Source organism: Chloroflexota bacterium (assembly GCA_016235055.1).
Lineage (GTDB): Bacteria > Chloroflexota > Anaerolineae > JACRMK01 > JACRMK01 > JACRMK01.
This window is the reverse complement of record JACRMK010000045.1, coordinates 19,736-41,596: the sequence shown is the minus strand read 5'-3', so window position 1 is coordinate 41,596 and position 21,861 is coordinate 19,736. Positions and strand designations below refer to the sequence as shown.

The window sequence follows — 21,861 nt, the reverse complement described above, 5'->3', positions numbered from 1 at the left end:
TCACGCATGCTGGCTCGCCAAGAAAGCGGCGTTGCCCTCCCCCCGACCCCCTCCCAACTTCGTTGGGAGGGGGCGAGATTCTAAGGGGAGGTGCGCGGCGGCGTAGCCGCCGCGCACCTCCCCGTTAGCTTTTCCCCTGCTCCCCCGCGCGCGCGGGGGAGAAGGGGCCAGGGGATGAGGAGGCAACCTGGCGGCCGACTCCAAAATGAGAATTGCTGCTCCGGGATGATCCCCGCGAGGACCTTGCCCTCCTCTGTTCACCGCTCACCGTTCACTGACTACTGGCTTCTGACTACTGCTTGCTGCCCCTCTGCTCCACCCACGCTTTCTCCTCGCGAATATCGCGATCGAACCAGAAGCGGTTCCAGTGCACGCGCTCGCCTGCGACGTTCCGGTGGATGCCCCGGCTGCCCTGCAGTCGGCGCACGATGATCAGCAGGCAGACGCAAAGGCCAAGCACAATCACCTCCGGCCTGCCGCCGCGCAGGGCGGCGACGAGCGGCCAAAGCGCGAACACGACCAGCGTCGCGACCGCGCCCTGCTTGAAAACAAGCGCGCCGATGCCGATGCCGATGCCAGCCAGCACCGTCTCCAGCGGGCCGAACATGAATAGCACGCCGCCCGTCGTCGCGATGCCGCGCCCGCCGGCGAAGCCGAGCCAGACCGGCCAATTATGGCCCGCGATAGCAGCCACTCCGGCGGCGATGCGCGGGGCCGCGCCGAACCCATACCGCTCCAGCACCGCGATGACGAGCGCGCCCTTGATCAGGTCGAATAGCAGTGTCGCGGCATACGGCAGCTTGCCGACGTGCATGCCGACGTTGCTGCCGCCGACGTTGCCGCTGCCCACCGTGCGGATGTCGATCTGCTTGTAGAAGCGCGCGATGATATATGCGGTCGGTATCGAGCCGGCCAGGTAGCCGATCACCAGCGCAATGACGAAATCCATAAGCCTCCAACCAATCCACGACTAACACAAATCGACTCGAATAGCGCTTCTTCGTCGTGTCCCTTCGTGGAAAGCTTCTACTTAGCTGGGCTTTATCCAAATTGTACGTTGAAGTGACAAGGCAAGCTGGTCAAGAGTCCTGGCGAGAATTCTTGGACCGCGGCCGACCTTGCCAAGCGATGATACCGTTCTGCGGGCGTCGTTCGCCGTACATTTCGACTCGCGCGTTTGGAAACCAGCGTACGGTGTGCGCAGCCCTGCGCGTCATGGGCCGGAGCGATGAGCGGCATTTTCAGACCTACCATCGCGTACTGAGCCGGGCGGTCTGCGCTGGATCACAGTGCTGCCGCTGAGTCCGATTCCGTTTGCCCAGTGTGTTTGGGCTTTGCCATCCCTGACGATTCTGGCTCCGTCGGAACGGTTCTATGCCGACAACCTGCGGGCGTACAAGCGCATGCTCGACTGGATGCGCCAGGCTTTGCTGCACGTACGCCGCTGGCTGCCGGCACGCGCACTGGTGTTTGTGGGCGATAACAGCTATGCGTCGATTGCGTTTCTGTGGCGGATGACACAACTGGCTAACCCGATTAAAATGGTGGTGCGTTTCCGGATGGACGCGGCGCTGTATGCGCCGGCACCATCCCAGAACAAACGCGCACCCAGTGGCCGCCCAGCCAAGAAAGGTAAACGCCTGCCAGCCCTGGAGCAGGCGGCAGCCAGGGTGCGCACGCCATGCGCAACGTGCGTCGTGCGCATCTGGTACGGTGAGTTCAAGCGCCAGAGTGAACTCACCGCCGGCACGACCGTCTGGTACCACGGGGGACTACCGGTCTTGCCGATTCGCTGGGTGATCGTGCGCGATCGGTTGGGCCATTTCAAGACCCAGACGTTGCTGTGCACAGACCCGAGCGTGTCGGCCCGGCAAATCGTCGAGTGGTTTGTGCAACGCCTGTCCTGCTGTGTGGCGTATGCCACGCTCCACGCTGAAAGCGCGGGCACAGGATGAGCAATTGGAAGTCACCAATCGGGAAGTGTGTGAACACCTCGGTGTCGAGACCCAGCGTCAGTGGTCCGACCAGGCAATCGCTCGCACGACACCGGTGCTCTACGGCTTGTTTTCACTGATTACCCTGGTCGCTCATCGTCTGTCACAGCGCGGCCACGTGCTCACGCGGCGCGGCCTGCTATGACAAGCCGCTGCCGACCTTCAGTGACGGCCTGGCGGCCGCGCGTCGTGACTTACGGCGTCAGCCGGCTTCTTGCATGTCCGTGTTTCACCGGCACATCGCAAAACTCCCGGCCGTGCTGTTCAATCGCTTGGCCGATGCGCTGTGCTATACGTGATTTTTGGATAAAGTCCAGCTAAGGTGTCTGCACCGGCCGAAGCACGGCGACTACTTCACAAACTCGACCTGCAGTACACGCCCACCCATGGCTGTTGGCTCAACATGGCCGAAATCGAATTCAGCGTATTCAGTCGCCCGTGTTTGACCGGGCGCATTGGCGATTGCTCAACCTTCCAGAGCGTGGCGATACGCTGGAGCAACGAACGTAATCGTTCTGGTGCGACCGTAACTTGGCATTTCACGTCCGACGATGCGCGCATCAGGCTCAAGCCCCTGTACCCCGCCATTCTATCCTGACGGACTACTAGCCGTGCGACAGGCCGCCGGCGTAGATATCTGGCCCGTACTGGTACGGGGCGACGATGGGCTTGCCCTCCGCAAAGCGGCTGGCGCGGAACTCGCTCAAATCGACGTGCGTGCAGCGGCCGGAGACGACCAACTGGGCGATCGCCTCGCCGATGGCGGGACCGGTCTTGAAGTTCGACCCGGTACCGCCGGTCGCCAGGAACAGCCCCGGCCGGTCGGGTACCGCGCCGAGAATGGCGTGGTTGTCGGCTGTATACGCTTCCGGCGCCGCCCAGCCGACCGGGTCGTTGGAGCGCGCCATGAAGGTCAGCCGGCGCTGTACCTTGGCCAACCCGGCTTCCAGCGCGCCGGGCGTCAGTTCGAACGAATTTGGGTCATCGGGGTTGAGCGGCTGTTTCGGCTCCAGCGGCTCCAGCCCGAACAGGTCGCGCTGGTTGCGGTCGTTACGCATGTACAGGCCCCAGATCTGGTCGATGATGACCGGGTGGCGGCCCGCACCGGACGGCCAGCCGCTGTTGGCCGCCATCGAGCGCTTCGGCGTCTGCTCCAGCTTGAGCCCGACGTCCTCGGCGAGCTTGCCGGACCACGCGCCGGCGGCCAGCACGACCGCCCCGGCAGTGATCAGGCCGTCGCTGGTCTCGACGCCGGTGATGCGGCCGGACTGCGTCACGATCCTCGTGGCGGCGGTGTTCAGCAGCACCTCGACGCCCAGCGCACGCGCCCGCACGGCCAGGCCCTGCACCGCATCGGGCGGGTAGGCGAAGCCGCTCTGCGGCTCGTACGATGCCACGCCCAGATCGTCCGTGCTGATGCCCGGCACCAGTTCCTTCAGATCATCCATCGAGATGATCTGCGCGTCCACGCCGATTTCCTGCATCAACTTGACGATGGCGGCGTGCGTCTGCACCTCGTCGCGCCCGACGATCTGCACGAAGCCGCTGTTGACGAATGGGGACGGCTCGCCAACCCACTCTTTCCAGTTCTGCCACCAGTGCAGGCTGCGCCAGGCGAGGCGCACGTCGCCGGGGTTGGTGTAGTGCATGCGGACGAGTCCGCCGCTGGCGCCGCTGGCACCGACCGCCACCTGCGCGCCCTTCTCCAGCAGCACGACACGCTTGACGCCCTGCATGGCCAACTGGACAGCGGTGCAGCAACCGAGAATGCCGCCGCCAATAACGACTGCATCTGCTGTGCGATTCATCGATCCTCCTAGCGACTAGCCGTGCGACTGCCGCGCTTCACCGACCATATTCGGCGCGTAGTCATTCTTGCCGGCCAGCGGCTTGCCTTCGGCAAAGCGCGATGCGCGGAACGGTTCCAGGTCGACCTGTGTGGCGCGGCCGGTGACGACCAACTGCGCGATTGCCTCGCCGATGGCGGGACCGGTCTTGAAGTTCGAGCCGCTGCCGCCGGTGGCCAGGAACAGGCCGGCGATGCCCGGCGCGAGGCCAAGGATGGCGTGCCCGTCGGCACCGTACGCATCGGGCGCGGCCCAGCCGACCGGGTCGTTGGATTTGGCCATGTGCGTCAGGCGGCCTGCGACATGCTTGAGGCCGCGCTCCAGCGCGCCCGGCGTCAACTCGAACGCATCCGGCGAGTCCGGATCAACCGGGTCGGACGGCTCGATGCCGAACAGGTTGCGCTGGTTGCGGTCGTTGCGCGTGTAAAGACCCATGGCGCGGTCGATGATGACCGGGTGGCGGCCCATGCCCGACGGCCAGCCGCTGTTGGCGGCCATCAGGCGCTTCGGGGTCAGCTCAAGCTTGAGCCCGGCGGTCTCGGCCAGTTTGCCGGCCCACGCGCCGGCGGCCAGCACGACCGCCCCGGCGGTGATCGACCCGTCGCTGGTCTCGACGCCGGTGATGCGGCCGGACTGCGTCACGAGCTTTGTGGCGGCGGTGTTCAGCAACACCTCGACGCCCAGCGCGCGTGCGCGTGTGGCGAGGTACTGCACCGCATCGGCCGGATAGGCGAAGCCGCTTTGCGATTCGTATGAGGCCGCGCCGAGGTCTTCGGTGTAAATGCCCGGCACCAGTTCTTTGAGGTCGGCGATCGTGATCTTCTGCGTGTCGACACCCATGCCCTGCATCACCTTGACAATCGCGTCGTGGTTCTGCGCGTCCTCGTGGCCGACGATCTGCACGAAGCCGCTGTTGACGAATGGGGACGGCTCGCCGACCCACTCCTTCCAGTTCTGCCACCAGTAGAGGCTGCGCCAGGCGAGGCGCACGTCGCTGGGGTTGGAGTAGTGCATGCGGACGAGGCCGCCGCTGGCGCCGGACGCGCCGACGGCCACCTGCCCGCCCTTCTCCAGCAGGATGACGCGCTTGACGCCCTGCATGACCAACTGGACGGCGGTGCAGCAACCGAAAATGCCGCCACCAATGACGACCGCATCAGCCGAACGGTTCATACCGAATCTCCTTGAGCGGGAATAGTGCCAGGTCAGGCTACGGGGGGATTCTATCACGAGCGGGCATGCGGATGCAACCGAGAGCGATGCGAGGCAGCAATTCTCAATTTGGCTTTGTACGGGTACTTTCCAATGCCGCTTGCGATGCGCTGGCTCTCAGGCGCTTGTCACGCAAGCTGGCCCAAGCTGGCCCGCCGAAAAAGTGGCGCTGCCCTCCCCCCGACCCCCTCCCAACTTCGTTGGGAGGGGGCGAGATTCTTAGGGGAGGTGCGCGGCGGCTGCGCCGCCGCGCACCTCCCCGTTAGCTTTTCCCCTGCTCCCCCACGCGCGCGGGGGAGCAGGGGCAGGGGATGAGGGGGCATATTGGCAGCCGACTCCAAAATGAGAATTGCTGGATGCGAGGGGGTATGCCGACAAACTGTCGGAACTGACAAGTCCGTCATGCCGCAGTGCGAGGCAATTCCCGCACACACTGGGCAAGCAGATCCGTCCGAGCGCACAACGCCCGGCTTTCATTCATGAATGGAAGCCGGGCGTTGGAACAGTGCAAGCAGACTAGCAGCCTGTCGGAGAGCCAGTCTTTTTGACCGCATCTTGTGGTTTGGAGATCGTTATTGGCGCTGCGACCACAAAATGCAGTCCTCTCCGACAGGCTGCTAGGCGGGGTTTGTCGACATGCTCGCTCGGCCCGCAATGATGAAGCCAACCGCAATCAACGCCTCGATAACGGCAAAAACCACGTGCGGGCTTCCCGGGTCGACGAAATAACCGTACAGGCTGACGGGCGCCTGCAGGATAAAGAAAAAGGTGAAACCCAGGACCACCGCATCACGCGTCTTTGAGGCTTCGGCGTTCCGAATCAACCATGCGATCAGGCCGAGCGGCAAACTTGCCACACCCCAAAACCGCATGGCCATGACCAGGAAAGGCGGGGCATCGGCGGCGACGCCGAACATAGCCAACGGCGCTACGAGGGCTAGGAGGCCATTGAGGATCCAATAGACCGCAGCGATAATCAGCATGATGTTGAGTTTGATTTTCACGCTCGTGTCACCTTTCTTGTTGTGGGCCTCTCCGCGAGGTTCAGAGTTGGTTGACCGTATTCGATTGCGGGGCTTGCTTTCCTGTGTCCTGCTCCCTCCTTCCGGCTTCCGAACAGCCCGTGTGCAATGGAACATTAGTGATCGTGCGGGTGCGCCCGCTGCGAGGGGCATCGGGCGGGTTGGTAGTGCGCACAATATACCGTGCTGATTGTGCGATGTCAAGTCGAAAACGGGTTGGCCGCTGCCGGGCGATTGGCTTGCTGCCGCAGCGGCCATCGATGGTTTGCGGACACAGCCGTACCACCGGGGCATGCGACATTTCATGCGCGATTTTGGTATACTTTGCCCTATGCCATTCACAAAAGAACACGCACGCGCCGAAATCATCGCGCTGGTGGCCAACTTCCGCGCCAATGAGCCCAGCCTGGCCGACGTGCCGGAAGCCCAGATTGAAGCCAACTATGTGCGCCGATTGTTCCACTACCTCAACTGGAACACTGAAAACACCGGCCTGTCGGTGGCTGAATGGGAATTCGTGCTTCAACGCACCGACGAGAAAGGCAAGCGCCCGGACTACCTCCTGCAACTCGACGGCCAGCAGTTGCTGGTCATCGACGCGAAGAAGGTCAAGTATGACATGCACGACCCGCGCTGGATGATGCAGGTCTATGCCTACGCCTATTCGACGCAGAACTACCCATCGTCCAGCAAAATCGATTTCGCGCTGCTCACGGATTTCCAGGAGTTCGTCCTGCTTGACTGCACGCTGTACGCTGCCGACCCCAAGGCGGTCTGCAATTTCCGTATTCTGGATTGGACGTGCGACGATTACGTGAGCGAGTTCGACACCTTGTGGGAATTGTTTGAGCGCGAGCAGGTGCGCGCCACTGTCCGCTCGCGCGGCACGGCGGGGCCGACCGGCCTGTGGGCGCGCTACCTCTCGCCGAAGAAGGTCAAAGCCAATCGCATCCCGCCTGACAAGGCGTTTCTATCCGCGATGGACGACGAGAAGACCGGTTGGCGCGTGCGGCTGGCGAAGGACATGAAGAAGCGTAACCCGGAGGCCGACGGGGCGCTCATCACGGCGGCGGTGCAACTGCTGATTGACCGCTTGATTTTCGTCAAAGTGCTGTCCGACCGCGAGATCGAAGCCGACTACCTGACTCAACTGGCGGAGCAGGTCGAGCAGTCGGGACTGGCCGCCGCCGACGCAGGTTGGTTCAACGCTTGCCGCGATATCTTTGCGAAACTGAATCAGTTCTATAACGGCAGCATTTTCGAGCCACGCCCGGAGTTGGAAGCGGTGACGGTTTCCAACAAGGTGGTGCGCGACGTGATCCGCGACCTGCAGCCGGAGAACTCGCCCTACAACTTTGCCGTGCTGCCGGTTGAAATCCTCGGCACAATCTACGAACGCTTTTTGGGCCGCGTCGTGCGCGCCACCGATCAACGCGTCAAGATCGAAGACAAGCCGGAAGTCCGCAAAGCGGGTGGCGTGTACTACACGCCGCAGTACATCGTGGACTATATCGTGCAGCACACGGTGGGCGAACTGCTTGCCGCGTGCAAGACGCCGGCCGACGTTGCCAAACTCAAGATTCTCGACCCGGCGTGCGGCAGTGGCAGTTTCCTGCTCGGCGCATACGCCGCGCTCATCAAATGGCACGCGGCGTATTACGGCGACAAGGAGCAGTTGACCAAGCGCGACCGCGAAGCGGTCTATCACGACAGCGATGGCCGCGTGCGATTGACCGCCAAACTCAAGCGCGAAATCCTGATCCAAAACATCTTCGGCGTGGACATCGACCCGCAGGCCGTAGAAGTCACGCGCTTCTCTCTGTCGCTCAAGGCGCTGGAAGACACGCGTCGCGATGAGTTGTACGAGGAAGTAAGCCTATTCAAGCAAACCGTCTTGCCCGACCTGCGCCACAACATCAAGTGCGGAAACAGCCTGGTAGGATTGGATTACTTCAGCGGGCAGATGTTTACCAATCAAGAAGAACTGCTGCGTGTCAAGCCGTTTGGTTGGGAACGGGAGTTTGTCGGAGCGTTCCACCGTCCGGCGCGGCAATTATGGTTTGTCACGTTCGTGACGCACAACTCACGCGTGTCGGAACGCATGGTGACGTATGGGGTGAAAACCGGTGACCCGTTGGTATTTTCAGCCGAAGATCAAGTGTTCATCGCCGAAAAAATATTTGAGACGTGTCGCAACGAGCAGATTGCCCTGGTCGCCGCCAACATCCTGCCCGATCATGTGCATCTGGTGATCGCCGCCGAAGATGAGCAGACGCTGACGGAACATCTTCGCAAGATCAAGGGCGCGAGCTCGTTCGCTTTTCAGCGGGCGCGCGGGTGGGAGAAAGGGTCGAATCAGCATGTGTGGGCGCAGAAATTCAACCGCGTGCCGATTGCCGACTCGACCGCCTTGACCAACATTGTGAACTATGTAACCGATAACCATCTCAAACACGCTGAGCGGTGGGGCGCGGCGCTCCTCACCACCTGGGACAAGGGGCTTAAGCCCCTTGTCCAGGCCGCGTGCGTTTCCGTGGAAGAGGCTTGCCAGCCTGCGGGCGGCTTTGACGCGGTGATTGGCAATCCGCCGTACATCCGTATTCAGACGCTGCAGGAGACCAACCCGGCGCAAGTGCCGTATCTCAAGGGCCGCTATCGCGCCGCGAGTTCCGGCAACTATGACATATACGTGGTTTTTGTGGAAAGGGGCTTGAGCCTCCTCAATGCTCGCGGACAGTTGGGCTTCATCCTGCCGCACAAGTTCTTCAACGCCAAGTATGGCGAACCCCTGCGCAGGCTGATTGCTGAAGGCCACCATTTGGGCCACGTTGTCCATTTTGGAGACCAGCAAGTTTTTGATGGCGCGACGACGTACACAGCGCTCATGTTTTTAGACAAAGCAGGCAACAAGCAATTCGAAGTGCTGAAGGTGAGCCACTTGGATGAGTGGCGAGGCAAGGGGCTTGCGCAGACTGACACGGGGCCGCAAGACCAAGACACGGGGCTGCAAGACAAGGGGCTGCAAGACAAGGGGCCGCAGGACAAGGGGCCGCAGGACAAGGGGCCGCAGGACAAGGGGCCGCAGGACAAGGGGCCGCAGGACAAGGGGCTTAAGCCCCTTGTCTCTGTCTCCCAGCCCCCTGTCTCCGCAGGGACCATCCTCGCTTCAGCCGTCACCGCCGCCGAGTGGAATTTTGCGGTGGGTAATGACGCGGCGCTGTTAGAGCGGTTGAGCCGGATGCCGGTGAGGTTGGGGGATGTGGCAGACAGGATATTTCAAGGACTGGTCACGGGTGCTGATCCCGTTTTCATTCTCGAAGATCGAGCAAGAGGCCCTTATTACTCGGAAGCTACCGAACAAGAGCATAAAATAGAGCGCGAGTTGATGCACCCACTTTGCAAAGGCTCGGTGAACCTGAGACGCTATTACGTTACAAATTTGACCAAATCCATTCTCTTTCCGTACAAACTCGTTGATGGCAAAGCAGAACTTTTGACGACTAAGGAATTGTCAAGCAAATATCCCCATGCTTGGGAATACTTGAAAACGAATAAAGCCAGCTTGGAAGCACGGGAGCGAGGGAAATGGAAACATGAACGCTGGTATGCCTTTGGACGCTCACAGAATTTGAGTGAAATGGAGCAGTCGAAAATACTTACTCCAAGCATTGCAAGCAGAGCATCTTTTAGCTTTGACTCAACCAACTTTTACTATTTTGTTGGTAGTGGCGGCGGGGGCGGCGGCGGTTATGGAATTACTCTCAAGCCTGAAGAACAGATGGCCTATCAGTACATTTTAGGATTGCTCAACTCAAAGCTGCTTGACACATTCTTGAAATCATTCAGCAGTCCGTTTAGCGGCGGCTACTATGCCTACAATCGGCAATACATCGAGCACCTTCCCATCCGTCGCATCAACTTCTCCGACCCTGCCGACAAAGCGCGGCACGACTTGATGGTGCAATTCGTCGATTCCATGCTGGTACTGCACAAGCACAAGACGGCGGCGCACACGCAGGCCGAGCATGAACAGCTTCAGCGCCAGATCGAGGCAACCGACCGCCAGATTGATGCGCTGGTCTATGAACTGTACGGGTTGACGCCCGAGGAAATTGCTATCGTGGAAGGCACGGGGTAGCGGGTGGGGGCAATAAGCGTCTTGTCGCAGAGCACGCAAAAGCAAACAGAGGTTTACTTTGCGCGCTCTGCGGTGAAAAAAGACTACGTCAATCGCACGTTCAATCGCCGATCGAGCGCATTCGCCGCACGTTCCAGTGTATTCAGCGTCACAGATGTATTTGTCGGATCCAGCAAACGGTCCAGCACGGCGCGGCTGGTCTTCATCTTGCTGGCAAGCGCCGACTTGGTGATCTTGCGGCGTTTCATTTCCTGCGCGATCTGGAAAGCAATGACACGCTTCGCGGCAACTGCCCGCGCCTCGTCCAACAGCCCCTCTTCGCGCAGGAAGTCGTCGAAGTTGCTGCCCAATCGCTTGCGATTTGCCATACTAATCTCCTTCATCGGTATCCAACGCGAGATTCGCGCGCCGCCGCTTGGCGGTTGCGCGGTCCGCCGGTGGGAGTTTCCGGGATTTCTTAACGAACCCATGGAGCAAAACCATTTGATGCCCCGCGACGGTGAATAGAACTCGCGCAATGCCTGATGTGAGGCGGCTGCGCACTTCCCACAAACCCGGTTCGAGCTTGCGAACCAGCGGCATGCCAAGCGGCCAACCCAACTGCACGGTCTTGATGTCAATGCCGATGACCCGGCGATCTTCCTTGCGCAGGCCCTTGAGCCACTCACGGACCGGTTCGTTGCCCGCGCCTGTGCGGTAGAAGACAACATCCAGAACAACGTCAGGTTGCTCCATACACCTTGTAGTGTATCAAAAATGATACACGTGTCAAATCGTATAGTAACCCTGACGTAGAGCTTCTCTGCGCATGCGCCGTGTTACAATAAACGCATGACTCCGACTCCCGCACAACAGATCAGCCTGTGGGCCGACAAACTGCGCGACATCTCCGCGATGGGCCTGCGCTTCAGTCACAGCATCTACGACAAAGAGAGATACGAGCACCTCCAGCAGATGGCGCTGGAGATGCTGGCGCTGGCGACCGATCTGCCGACGGGAGAGATCGAACGACTGAAGGTCACGTTCCTCCCGAGGCCCACGCCGTTTGCAACCGGCGACGCCGCGATCATCAACGCGCGCGGCGAAATCCTGCTGATCCGCCGCGCCGACAACCAGAAGTGGGCGATGCCCGGCGGCGCGCTGGCGGTCGGCGAGACGCCCGCCGAGGGCGTCGTGCGCGAGGCGTTCGAGGAGACCGCCGTGCGCTGCGAGCCGCTGGCGCTGATTGGCGTGCACGATTCGCGGCTGTGCGGCACCGTCGCGCCCGCCCATTTATACCATTTTCTGTTCCTTTGCCGGCCGCTGAACGGCGGTGTGCCGGACGGCGAGCCATCGTACGCGCACGAGACGCTGGGCGCCGCCTGGTTCGCCGCCGACGCGCTGCCGCCCGATATCGACCCCGGCCACGTGGCGCGCATCCCCGAGGCGTTCCGCGTCTGGCGCGGCGACGTGCGCGCGTATTTCGACCGCTGAAAGAAGACAAACCGCAGAGCACGCAGAGCGCGCAGAGAAATCTATCCACGAAGCTGCACGAATGAACACGAAGAAGACCCCATAACCCAAATGGGTTTCAACAAGCTCTTCCCTTGCCGTTGTAGATTCTTCTCTGCGTGCTTTGCGCTTACAATCTGTTCCTTGGCGCGCTTTGCGTCCTTTGCGGTTAAAGTTTTTCTCCGCGGTCTCTGTGCCCTCTGCGGTTAGCTGTTTTGCGGTCTTTAATCCCACCACTTTTTCTGCTACAATCGCGCCATGACCAATTCAACGCTTATCTACGGCGGCGGGCTGAAACCGCGCGGCATGAACCCGCTGCAAAAAGGCAACGACTGGAATGAAGTTTCCTGCGCGATCTTCAGCCAGTTGTTTCAGATCGACGATCGCGGCGACGTGTCGCCCGACCTGGTCGAGCGCTACGATATCTCGCCCGACGGTCTGACGTACACCTTCCAGCTGCGCTCGGCGCAGTGGCACGACGGGACGCGGCTGACCGCGGCCGACGTGCAGTTCACCATCGAGCGCATCTTCGACCCTGCGCTGGGGCTGGCGATGGCCGCGAACCTGACGATGCTGGCCGATTCGCACGCGGCCGATGAGCGGACATGGGTGGCGCGCCTGCACACGGTCGCGCCGTCGTTTGTCTCCGCGCTAACCGATGCGCCGATCCTGCCGAAGCACATCCTGCACGGCGCGGACTTCGCGGGCGATGTGCTCGACCGCTCGCCGGTCGGCAGCGGCGCCTACAAACTCGCGCGGCGCGTGAGCGAGTTCGAGTACGAACTTGAAGCGCACGCCGCGCACCACCTCGGCGCGCCGCGCATCGGACGACTAAAGGTCGTGGCCGTGCCGGACGACGACGAGCGGGCCAAACGGCTGGCGCGCGGCGACCTCGACATCGGGCAGATCAAGGCGCAGCACATCGAGCGATTGAAGGCGCAGGGGCTGGCGGTGTATCGCGTGCGCGCCGGCGCATGGCGCGGCATGCCGCAGAACTTCCGCCGCCCGCGCCTGCAGGACAAGCGGGTGCGGCAGGCGATCGCTTTCGCCATCGACCGCGATGAGATCGTGACGAAGGCGCTGCTCGGCATCGGCTCGCCGGCGTATCTGCCGATCTCGCCGTCGGCGTGGGTCTACGACGAAAGCCTGGCGACGAAGGGGCGCGATCTGCCGCGCGCCAGGCGTCTGCTGGCCGATGCGGGCTACGCGCCCGGCCCCGATGGCGTGCTCGTGAAGAACGGCGAGCGGTTCGTGTATCGCATCGGCATCTGGAAGGACGAGGTGTTTCGCCGCACGTCGGGTCCGTTGGTGCAGAAGCAACTGGCCGAGGTCGGCATCGCGGTGGAGCTCGACTTCGTGGACAACGCGGCGTACATCAAGATCGGCGAAGATCCGGGCAGCACGTACGACACGATCATCGGCGGCTGGAGCGGCCTGCTCGATCCCGACATGAGCCTGTCGAAGAAGTTCCACAGCGTGGGCAGCCAGAACCCGATCATGCGCTACGCCAACCCGGATGTGGACCGCCTGCTGGAGCAGGCGCGCGCGGCGCGCACCACGGCCGAGCGAGCGCCGCTGTATCGCGACGTGCTCAAGATCCTGGTGGACGAGCAGCCGTGGATTCCGGTGGCCTACCCGGATTACGTCTTCGCGGCGCGCCCCGCGCTAAAGGGGTTACGCGAGGGCATGACCGTGGACGCGTGGTATCACCTGACGCACAGCGCGTGGCAGTGGCAAATCTGACCTACGCGCGCGACAGATAACCGCGCACTGCTTCAGCGAAGGACTCGAAATCGCCGAGCCGGTTGAGGAGGATCGCGTGAACAATCGAATCGTCAACGCGCGCGTAATCGTGGACGATGAGGTTGCGGAAGCGGGCCATGTCAAGCAAGACCGGCGCGAGTTGAGCGGGAACGATTCCGGCATCATGCAAGATTCGAAAGACCGACTGGTTGTCGTCCGGAATCGGCAATTCCTCGATGGCGATGATGCGCCGTCCAATATCGAGGCAGATCTCGATGCACACTTGCAGGCTGCGCTCGACGGCCCGGCGCTGGCGCGTCGACGCCACGTAATCAGCCGGCGCGCCCGCTTGCGCGCGCTCACTCTATAAGATACGCGAGTTCGTTCCACAACGACTTCAGGCGTTCAACGATGACGGTGTCCATATCCACCAAATCTGCCCTTGGCAGCCGTCTCAAGCATCAGTTGGGTGAAGAAGTCGCGGTGCGGCTGCATGTCGGCGTGGATGGCGAAGACGCGCGCCTCAAAAGCGATGCGCGCCGCGTGATCGCGCTCGCACAGGCGGCGACAGCGCAGGACCTCCATCTGCAACGCCGTCGGAGCGTCATTCAGGAGAACGACATCGACGGCGTATGGCGCGATCGGTTCCAACTCGCCCATAATTTCCAGTCGGCGCGACAGTCGTGCCCGGCTATCCGGCTCACCCGCCAACACGACGGCAATATCCAGGTCGGAGCGCGGCGAGACGCGGCCGCCGGCGCGCGACCCGAAAAGATAGGCCGCGACCAGATCGGGTTGATCGGCCAGCGTGCTAGCGATGCGCGCCAGTGTTGCGGCGCTGACAGGCGCATCGGCGCGTCGTTCGACGGTGACATTCATTTCAGGCTCCGAATCGATTATAATGACGCTTCCGAAGCGGCGCAAACACCTCTCGGTGGTTTGCGAAATCGGTCGTGGAGCCTGTAGCAGGAAAGGGCCAACCGGAGCGATGATTGCGGCCTGGTTGCCATGAGCAAACGCGGAGAGGTGCTCGTCGCGATCATGAATAACCAACTCGACATGGTTCTGGCCCGCGACCAGCACTGGTACCGAATTCCGGTAAAAAGTGTCGAGGCCATGCTCAAGGATCGCTGGCCGCCAAAATGGCTGGCGTTCTACCAAACAAAAGTATTCGGCGACGAAAAGCACGCCGTTCATCATATCGCGGAGGTCGAGGGCATCAGGCAGGCGTACCGACGAGAATTGTTTCCGGATCAGCCGCGCGACGAAAAGAGCGAGCGGCTATACTGGCAACTGCGGCTGGGACCGCTCCAGCAATTGCCACGGCCAATCGCAAGCCGGCGATTGCGGCGCATTGTGTTTATTCCGACGACGCGCGCCAAGCTCGACGCGGCGGTGGAAGTCAACGATCTGTTCGACGAGAGTCCGCTGGAAGAAAAATTGTGGACGGAGTTCAAGCGGCTGCACGTCAGCGCCGAGCGGCAGGAGTTCGTCCAACTGGGCGCCAAGCTCCACTCGCTTGATTTCGCGATCTACTGTACGCAGGGCGGCCTAAATGTCGAGACAGATGGCGATAGCTGGCACGCCGATCCAAAACGCATACCGGAGGACAACGCGCGCGACAACGCACTCGAGACGGCTGGCTGGTCGCTGCTGCGTTTCAATGGTCGGCAGATCAACGAGCAGATGCAGTCGTATTGCCTGCCAACCATCCAGAGAGAGGTTGGCAACCTGGGCGGGATTGTCGAAGCGGGCAAACCGCTTCCGAAGCTGGTGAACCTGAATATGCAGCAGAAAACGCTCTTCGATTCATTGGACGACGAGGGCGAGAATTAGCAACGGATTTCTCTGCGCGCTCTGCGTCCTCTGCGGTTAGTTGATTTGCGTTGGCGCGGCACGACGAAGAACTCGAAAGTTGTATCGGATCAAGGAGCCGCTTATGCTAAAATTCGCTGCAAACGTCTCGATCCTCTGGCGCGAGCGCCCGTTCCTCGAACGGCTGGCGCTGGCGCGCAGCGCCGGCTTCGACGCCGTCGAGTTCTGGTGGCACACCGATTGGCACGCGGATGCGGTCGCGCGCGAACTGCACGATCTCGGTCTGAAGGTCGCCCTGCACAACATGCACGCGGGCAACATGGCGGCCGGCGAGCGCGGCTTCGCCAACGACCCGGCGCGCCAGAGCGAGTGGCGCGATGCGTTCCAGGCTGCCGCGGAACTGTCACAGCGGGTCGGCAACACGCGCATCAACTGCCTCGCCGGGCGCGACCTCGGCACGCTCTCCGTGGACGCACAACTGGCGTGCGTCGAGGAAAACTATCGCTGGGCGCTGCCGCTGGCGGAGGAGTATGGCGCCGCGCTCTACATCGAGCCGCTGAACACGTTCGACTCGCCGGGCTACCTGTGGTCGACGACTGAATCGGCGCTATCGTTCATGCGCCGCATCGATTCGCCGCGCGTGCGCCTGCAGTACGACACCTACCACATGGGGCGCATGGAAGGCGTGGACGTGGCGAGCGTCGTGCGCGCGCAAATCACATCTATCGGGCATATCCAGATAGCCGACATACCCGACCGGCACGAGCCGGGCACCGGGCAGATCGACTGGCGCGGCTTCTTCGGCGCGCTGGAAACGTCGAACTATGACGGCTACATCGGGCTGGAGTACGTGGCCGGGACGACCGCTGAAGAATCGCTCAAATGGCTGCCGGTGGGCAAGCGCAACGCCTGCGCCGCGGCCGATCTTCAACTAGCGGCTAGCAACTAGCAGAGGTGACCATGACGCTGCCAACCATTGGATTTATCGGACTCGGTATTATGGGCAAGCCGATGGCCCGCAACCTGATCAAAGCCGGCTACCCGCTGATCGTCGGCAACCGCTCGCAGGCGGCCGTGCATGAACTGGTCGCCGAAGGCGCGCGCAACGCGACGACCGCGCAGGCGATCGCCGCGCAGTCCGACGTCGTCATAACCATGCTGCCCGACTCGCCCGACGTGGAGTTGGTGGTCGCGGGCGCGACCGGCGTGCTGGCCGGCGCGCGCGCCGGCATGCTGCTGATCGACATGTCCACCATCTCGCCGATCGTGGCGCGCAAGCTGGCGGCCGATGCGCTCGCGCGCGGCGTCACGATGCTCGACGCGCCGGTGAGCGGCGGCGAGGCCGGCGCGATCAACGCCGCGCTGTCGATCATGGTCGGCGGCACGGCTGAGGGCGTCGAGCGCGCCATGCCGGTCTTCCAGGCGCTGGGCAAGAACATCGTGCACATCGGCGAAGCGGGCGCGGGTCAGGTCGCCAAGGCGGCCAACCAGGTCGTCGTCGCGCTGACGATCGCCGCGGTGAGCGAAGCGCTGACGCTGGCGAAGAACGCGGGCGTGGACGCGGCCAAGGTGCGCCAGGCGCTGCTGGGCGGCTTCGCGCAGAGCCGCATCCTCGACGTGCACGGCCAGCGCATCCTCGATCGCAACTTCAAGCCGGGTTTCCGCATCCGATTGCACGAGAAAGACCTGAGCATCGCGCTGGCGACGGGCAAGGAGTACGGCGTGGCGCTGCTGCTGACCGGGATCGTGCAGCAGTACATGAACAGCCTGAAGGCGAACGGCCAGGGCGACCTCGATCATTCCGGCCTGGTCACGCTGATCGAGCAGTTGTCTGCCAAGCCGTCATAGAGTTCCGAAAACAGATCAACCTGGAGCCGAGATGAGCAAACCGAAAGTGTATGTAACCCGCAACCTGCCCCCGCAGTATCTCGCCAAGCTGCGCGAGACGTGCGATGTGACGGCGTACGCGCTCGACGAGCCGCCGGTGGCGCGCGACGTGCTGCTGCGCGAGATCCGCGACTGCGAAGGCGTCTTTACGCTGCTGACCGAGAAGGTCGACGCGGAGTTCATGGACGCCGCGCCGAAGCTGAAAGTCGTCAGCCAGATGGCGGTCGGCTTCGACAACATCGACACGAAGGAAGCGACGCGGCGCAAGATTCCGGTCGGGCACACGCCGGGCGTGCTGACCGAGACGACCGCCGACTTCGCCTTCACGCTGCTGATGGCGGGCGCGCGCCGCGTGATGGAAGGCGTCGACTACATCCGCGCGGGCAAGTGGAAGACCTGGATCCCGTTCGAGTTGACCGGCCAGGACATCTACGGCAAGACGCTCGGCCTGATCGGCATGGGGCGCATCGGCTCGGCGGTGGCGAAGCGCGCGCGCGGCTTCGATATGCGCGTGATCTACTACGACGTGATGCCGAACGTGCCGCCGGTCGAGGGCGCCACGCGCGTCTCGCTCGACGAACTGCTGGCGCAGTCCGACTATGTCTCGGTGCACACGCCGCTGACGCCGGAGACGCGGCAGATCATCAACGCGCGCACGCTGCGGCAGATGAAGCGCACGGCGGTGCTGATCAACACCTCGCGCGGGCCGACGGTGGACACGCTCGCGCTGGCCCAGGCGCTCAAGGAGGGCGTGATCGCCTACGCCGCGCTCGACGTGACCGACCCGGAGCCGATTGGCCCCGATCACCCGCTGATGCAGTTGTCGAACTGCCTGGTCGTGCCGCATATCGCCAGCGCATCGGTCGAGACGCGCACGGCGATGGCCGAACTGACGATCGAGAACCTGCTGCGCGGCCTGCGCGGCGAGCGGCTGAAGACCTGCGCCAATCCGGAAGTATACAGTTAGCTGCTAGTTGCTAGTCGCTAGTCGCTAGCTGCTAGTCGCCGCGAAAGGGTAATGTCATGCCATTCCATAGCTCGGATTTCTTTCCGATGCCGCTGTATGAAGGAATCACCGTGTCGCGGGTGAGCAAGCCGGAACTGATCGGCGGCGCTGTCGAGCGGCGCGTGCGGCCGGAAGAGTTGACGTACGATGGCAAACTGACTCTGCTGGCCGTGGACCAGCCGGCGCGACGCCTGACCGCCGCCGGCGGCGACCCGATCGCGCTGGGCGACCGCTACGAGTTGCTGGGCCGCGTGCTGCGCGTGCTCTCCAGCGAGTTTGACGGCGTGGTGGCGACCGTGGATATCATGGAAGAGTTGCTGATCCTCGACCAGTTGATCGTCAACGCGGGCGGCGAAAGCGTGCTGGACGATACGCTGCTGATCGCCGCGGCCAATCCGGGCGGGTTGGCCGGATCGGCGTGGGAGACCAACGACCGCTTCACGTCGTTCAGCTCGGATAGCGTGTCGCGCCTGCGGCTGGATGGCGTCTTCGTGCGACTGCGGCTCGACGCCGGCAACAAGGACTCGAGCGATTCGCTGGCCTCCGTCGCCGGGGCCATCGAAGAAGTGGAGCGCATCGGTCAAGGCTTGCCGGTCTTCCTGGCGCCGCTGTCCGTGCGGCGCGCGGCCAACGGTTACGAGCCGGTGCTGGAGACCGAGGAACTGGTGAAGATCGTCGGCGTGGCATCGGCGCTCGGCAACACCTCGACCCGCACCTGGCTGGTGCTGCCGCCGGTGGAGGAGTTCGCGTGGGTGACGCGCGCGACGACGCTGCCGGTGCTGATGCAGGGCGGAGAAGCCGATGCCGACGTGCCGGCCATGCTGGCGGCCTTTGCGGCGGGACTGAAGGCGGGCGGCAATGTGCGCGGCACACTGGCCGGCGCGAGCGTGCTGTTCCCGCCGGGCGGCGACGACCCGGTAGTGGTGGCGCGCGCTATTGAGTTGGTCGTGCACGACGGCGCGGATGCGCCGTCGGCATGGGCGCAGGCGGCCGAAGCGCGCGGCAACGATGGCGAGTGGCTGCGCAAGCTGTTCCCATAGCCGCATTCGATCGGCGCTTCATAAACTTGCCGGCTCGGTGTCACATCGATGACGGGCGGGTCGGCGCTCAGAGACGGGGGCGAGCATGATCCCCATTGATGTAACGGATGCGTGGCGGCAGGCGCACCCGGGCGCAATCATCGGCCTGTTGGAGATCGCGGGCGCCGTCATCAGCGGCCCGTGTCCCGTGCTGAACGAGCGCAAACGCGCCATCGAGGAGCGGCTGCGCTCGCGCTACCGAGGCTTCACGCGGCCCGACTTCCTCGCGCTGCCCGTGATGGACGCCTACGTGCGCTACTACAAGCGCTTCGAGAAGACCTACCACGTGCTGCTGCAGGTCGAATCGCTCGTGCTGAAGGGCAAGAACCTGCCGGAGCTGTCGCCGCTGGTGGACGCGAACTTCGCGGCCGAGGTGGAGACGCTGGTGCTGACGGCCGGGCACGACGCAGAGCAACTAATTGGGCCGGTCTGCATCGACGTGTCGCGCGCCGGGGACCGCATGACGCCGATGGGCGGCGCCGAGCGCGAGATTCGACCCGGCGATATGGTCATGCGCGACCGCGACGGCATCGCCTGCTCGATCATCTACGGGCAGGATAACCGCTCGCCGATCGCGCCACAGACGACGCACGCGCTGTATGTGGCGTATGCGCCAACTGGCGTACCGGCTGATGCGGTAGAGCGCCAATTGAAACTGATTGCCGAGCACGTCCGGCTCTGCGCGCCCGGCGCGACGATCGAGCAGGAGCGCATGATCAGCGGGTGGGAGGAGTACGTGTGAACGCCGCGCGCGCTGCCACTGTCGCTTTGTTGCTGGCAACGATCGCGCTGTGGGCGGCGTTTGTCGCCTTCAATCCGTTCGATGCATCCGCGCTGACGCCCGAATCCGTCGCTGTCGCGCTGGTCATGGCGGCGCTGGCGGCGGCGGGGCTCGTCGCCGTTGCGCGCAACCGGCCGGGTTTCCTGGTGCTCACATCTGCCGCGTCGTTCCTGCCGGTGGGTCTCTATCTGCTGGGTGTGCCGAGCGTGTTCCGTTTGATTGGCGTCGCCAATTTGCTGTGCCTGCTGGCCGGGCTGGGCCTGTGGTGGAGACGCCGGCAAATACGCTGAGCCAGCGAGCCGTCATCCTTCGAGGGAGGAATTTGATGCCATCGCCGACCGATTTTGATCCGGATCAGGTCGCGTACTTCGAGAAGGCCGGTTGGGAGGCATACTACGCGCGCAACTGGCCGCGCGCATTCATGCTGCTAGTGCAGTTGAACCGCGCGCAGTTTCGCATGAACTGGCTGGACGCGCTGGCCGCCGCGCTTGACACGGTGCGCGCCTCGATTGCGTTTGCGCCGCTCGACCGGAGCGATGTACTAAAAGCCACGCAGTTCATCGAGCGGTTCTATGCGCGGGCGCGCCGCACGCTGGGGTTGAAGGCCGATGCGGCGACGCTGGCGCGGCTGGAGATGGATTACTGGGTCGTACACCGGCAACTGGCGATTGCCCGCGCCCGGAACCCGCAGGATGGCGACATCGGCCCGATGGTCGAGTCGCTGGTGCGCCTGCACGCCGCGCTATTCGAGGTGGATGAGGCGCGCGTGCGTACCTCTGCCGAGTTGCGCGCCCGCGCGGCCGAGGTGGTCGACCTGATCACCAGCCACCGCTCGACCGACGTGCCGGGCGACTGGCGGCGCGTCGAGGACTACCTGCAACGGGCGTATCGGGCCGTCAAAGGTCCCGCGACGCCAGCCACTCGCTGATGCGCTCCGCCACGGCCTGCCAGCCCGCTTCGAGCATCATGCCGTGCGCAATGCCGGGGAAGATGACGGCCTGCGTGCCGTAAGCGCGGGCCGTGGACTCCACTTGGGACGGTCGGAAGACGTTGTCGCTCGCGCCGCCCATGACAAGCATCGGCGTCTTGATCTTGCGCGAGTCCGGCAGGTTCAGCGCCAGAATATCCAGGAACGCCGCGAACGACTCGTCGGACATGCGCGCCTGGTAGGCACGCACCTGTTCTTCCGGCATGTCCGCTGAAAAGAAGCCGTCGCGCGCCAGTTCGGACGTGGCCACGATTGGGTACAAGCTGAGCGTCAGGTTGGATTTTAAGAACGGCCACGGGTGCCGCGCGGCCATGCGCAGCGCCGTGGGCAGCGCACCCGCGGGCGGCACCGAGGCCATGAGGACCGCCGCCGGCGCGCTGCGGGTCTCCAGATATTTCTGGACGACCGCGCCGCCGTTCGAATGGCCGACCAGGATCGGGGCGGCCGGCAGCTGGCCGGCGACCTGCGCGACATCGGCGACGTAATCGGCGAGCCGCGTCCAGCGCAGGCGCTCGCGTCCTTCGCTTTGCCCGTGTCCGCGCAGGCTGAGCGCGTGAACGGCGTAGCCTTTGGCGGCGAAGTAGTCCATGAAGTGCTCAGTCCAACACCAGACGCCCGTCCACAGGCCGTGAACGAACAGGAGGGGCGCGGCGTGTGCCGGGCCGGTCGGTTGCCTGGATATGACTTCGAGACGCATGGGTCTTCCTTTCATCACTCCGACATCAGGGTATGAGTGTGATTATAGCCGAGAGTGGAATGGCGCCGGTGCGGTGTGCGCCCGCAAACGTGTCCGGCCAATACGGGCATGTCCAGGCATCGCTGTCGCCGACCAAAACCGTCGGTACTTCGCCGGGTGGG

General features: G+C 63.2%; 22 protein-coding genes. 13 read left to right on the top strand and 9 right to left on the bottom strand.

Annotated features, from left to right (window positions below):
• Positions 1–292: 292 nt before the first annotated feature.
• The gene (locus HZB53_10575) at positions 293–949 is read right to left on the bottom strand and encodes a glycerol-3-phosphate acyltransferase (protein ID MBI5878089.1); all 657 of its coding nucleotides are present in this window, start codon (positions 947–949) and stop codon (positions 293–295) included.
• A gap of 340 nt (positions 950–1,289) precedes the next feature.
• Between HZB53_10575 and HZB53_10570 the strand changes: the two genes are divergently transcribed.
• Both HZB53_10570 and HZB53_10565 read left to right on the top strand, forming a co-directional pair.
• On the top strand, positions 1,290–1,955 hold the full coding sequence (locus tag HZB53_10570) for a hypothetical protein (GenBank protein ID MBI5878088.1): 666 nt from the start codon (positions 1,290–1,292) through the stop codon (positions 1,953–1,955).
• Between the two features lie 4 nt (positions 1,956–1,959).
• Complete coding sequence (locus HZB53_10565; protein ID MBI5878087.1) at positions 1,960–2,139, top strand: hypothetical protein; 180 nt, start codon at positions 1,960–1,962, stop codon at positions 2,137–2,139.
• Between the two features lie 460 nt (positions 2,140–2,599).
• On the opposite strand, the gene HZB53_10560 is transcribed toward HZB53_10565, so the two are convergent.
• From HZB53_10560 to HZB53_10550, 3 genes are all read right to left on the bottom strand, one after another.
• The gene (locus HZB53_10560; protein MBI5878086.1) at positions 2,600–3,802 is read right to left on the bottom strand and encodes an FAD-binding oxidoreductase; all 1,203 of its coding nucleotides are present in this window, start codon (positions 3,800–3,802) and stop codon (positions 2,600–2,602) included.
• Between the two features lie 15 nt (positions 3,803–3,817).
• Positions 3,818–5,014 carry an FAD-binding oxidoreductase gene (locus tag HZB53_10555; protein MBI5878085.1) on the bottom strand — a complete coding sequence of 399 codons (1,197 nt, stop codon included), beginning with the start codon at positions 5,012–5,014 and terminating at the stop codon, positions 3,818–3,820.
• A 656-nt stretch (positions 5,015–5,670) separates the two neighbouring features.
• Entirely contained in the window at positions 5,671–6,057 is a 387-nt protein-coding gene (locus HZB53_10550; protein ID MBI5878084.1) for a hypothetical protein, read from the bottom strand.
• 349 nt (positions 6,058–6,406) lie between these two features.
• On the opposite strand from HZB53_10550, the gene HZB53_10545 reads away from it, so the two are divergent.
• Complete coding sequence (locus tag HZB53_10545; GenBank protein MBI5878083.1) at positions 6,407–10,213, top strand: Eco57I restriction-modification methylase domain-containing protein; 3,807 nt, start codon at positions 6,407–6,409, stop codon at positions 10,211–10,213.
• An 83-nt stretch (positions 10,214–10,296) separates the two neighbouring features.
• Here HZB53_10545 and HZB53_10540 read toward each other — a convergent pair whose 3' ends face one another.
• Together HZB53_10540 and HZB53_10535 are read right to left on the bottom strand one after the other, a co-directional pair.
• Complete coding sequence (locus HZB53_10540) at positions 10,297–10,581, bottom strand: XRE family transcriptional regulator (protein MBI5878082.1); 285 nt, start codon at positions 10,579–10,581, stop codon at positions 10,297–10,299.
• 1 nt (position 10,582) lies between these two features.
• On the bottom strand, positions 10,583–10,948 hold the full coding sequence (locus HZB53_10535) for a type II toxin-antitoxin system RelE/ParE family toxin (GenBank protein MBI5878081.1): 366 nt from the start codon (positions 10,946–10,948) through the stop codon (positions 10,583–10,585).
• A 96-nt stretch (positions 10,949–11,044) separates the two neighbouring features.
• On the opposite strand from HZB53_10535, the gene HZB53_10530 reads away from it, so the two are divergent.
• Positions 11,045–11,686 carry an NUDIX hydrolase N-terminal domain-containing protein gene (locus HZB53_10530; protein ID MBI5878080.1) on the top strand — a complete coding sequence of 214 codons (642 nt, stop codon included), beginning with the start codon at positions 11,045–11,047 and terminating at the stop codon, positions 11,684–11,686.
• A 276-nt stretch (positions 11,687–11,962) separates the two neighbouring features.
• Positions 11,963–13,447, top strand: coding sequence for a hypothetical protein (locus HZB53_10525; GenBank protein MBI5878079.1), 1,485 nt, complete (start codon positions 11,963–11,965; stop codon positions 13,445–13,447).
• Between the two features lies 1 nt (position 13,448).
• On the opposite strand, the gene HZB53_10520 is transcribed toward HZB53_10525, so the two are convergent.
• Complete coding sequence (locus tag HZB53_10520; GenBank protein MBI5878078.1) at positions 13,449–13,775, bottom strand: DUF86 domain-containing protein; 327 nt, start codon at positions 13,773–13,775, stop codon at positions 13,449–13,451.
• A gap of 77 nt (positions 13,776–13,852) precedes the next feature.
• Positions 13,853–14,326 (bottom strand): nucleotidyltransferase domain-containing protein, encoded by a 474-nt coding sequence (locus HZB53_10515; protein ID MBI5878077.1) that lies wholly within the window; start codon positions 14,324–14,326, stop codon positions 13,853–13,855.
• A 129-nt stretch (positions 14,327–14,455) separates the two neighbouring features.
• Here HZB53_10515 and HZB53_10510 point away from each other — a divergent pair, with 129 nt between their 5' ends.
• The 8 genes from HZB53_10510 (at position 14,456) to HZB53_10475 (ending at position 20,943) form a co-directional block, all read left to right on the top strand.
• Positions 14,456–15,283, top strand: a complete 828-nt coding sequence (locus HZB53_10510) for a DUF559 domain-containing protein (protein ID MBI5878076.1) — start codon at positions 14,456–14,458, stop codon at positions 15,281–15,283.
• A 103-nt stretch (positions 15,284–15,386) separates the two neighbouring features.
• A complete protein-coding gene (locus HZB53_10505; protein ID MBI5878075.1) occupies positions 15,387–16,211 on the top strand; it encodes a TIM barrel protein in 825 nt (274 codons plus the stop codon).
• Positions 16,212–16,228: 17 nt separating this feature from the next.
• Positions 16,229–17,110 (top strand): 2-hydroxy-3-oxopropionate reductase, encoded by an 882-nt coding sequence (locus HZB53_10500; GenBank protein ID MBI5878074.1) that lies wholly within the window; start codon positions 16,229–16,231, stop codon positions 17,108–17,110.
• A gap of 31 nt (positions 17,111–17,141) precedes the next feature.
• Positions 17,142–18,116 (top strand): D-glycerate dehydrogenase, encoded by a 975-nt coding sequence (locus HZB53_10495; GenBank protein ID MBI5878073.1) that lies wholly within the window; start codon positions 17,142–17,144, stop codon positions 18,114–18,116.
• Positions 18,117–18,172: 56 nt separating this feature from the next.
• Positions 18,173–19,195: a hypothetical protein gene (locus HZB53_10490; protein MBI5878072.1), complete on the top strand. Its 1,023-nt coding sequence runs from the start codon at positions 18,173–18,175 to the stop codon at positions 19,193–19,195.
• A gap of 85 nt (positions 19,196–19,280) precedes the next feature.
• Positions 19,281–19,976, top strand: a complete 696-nt coding sequence (locus HZB53_10485; GenBank protein MBI5878071.1) for a hypothetical protein — start codon at positions 19,281–19,283, stop codon at positions 19,974–19,976.
• Positions 19,973–20,305, top strand: coding sequence for a hypothetical protein (locus HZB53_10480; GenBank protein ID MBI5878070.1), 333 nt, complete (start codon positions 19,973–19,975; stop codon positions 20,303–20,305). Before HZB53_10485 ends, HZB53_10480 begins: the two co-directional genes overlap by 4 nt.
• 35 nt (positions 20,306–20,340) lie before the next feature.
• Positions 20,341–20,943, top strand: coding sequence for a hypothetical protein (locus HZB53_10475; protein MBI5878069.1), 603 nt, complete (start codon positions 20,341–20,343; stop codon positions 20,941–20,943).
• Here HZB53_10475 and HZB53_10470 read toward each other — a convergent pair.
• On the bottom strand, positions 20,912–21,700 hold the full coding sequence (locus HZB53_10470; protein ID MBI5878068.1) for an alpha/beta fold hydrolase: 789 nt from the start codon (positions 21,698–21,700) through the stop codon (positions 20,912–20,914). The genes HZB53_10475 and HZB53_10470 overlap by 32 nt on opposite strands.
• Between the last annotated feature and the right edge of the window lie 161 nt (positions 21,701–21,861).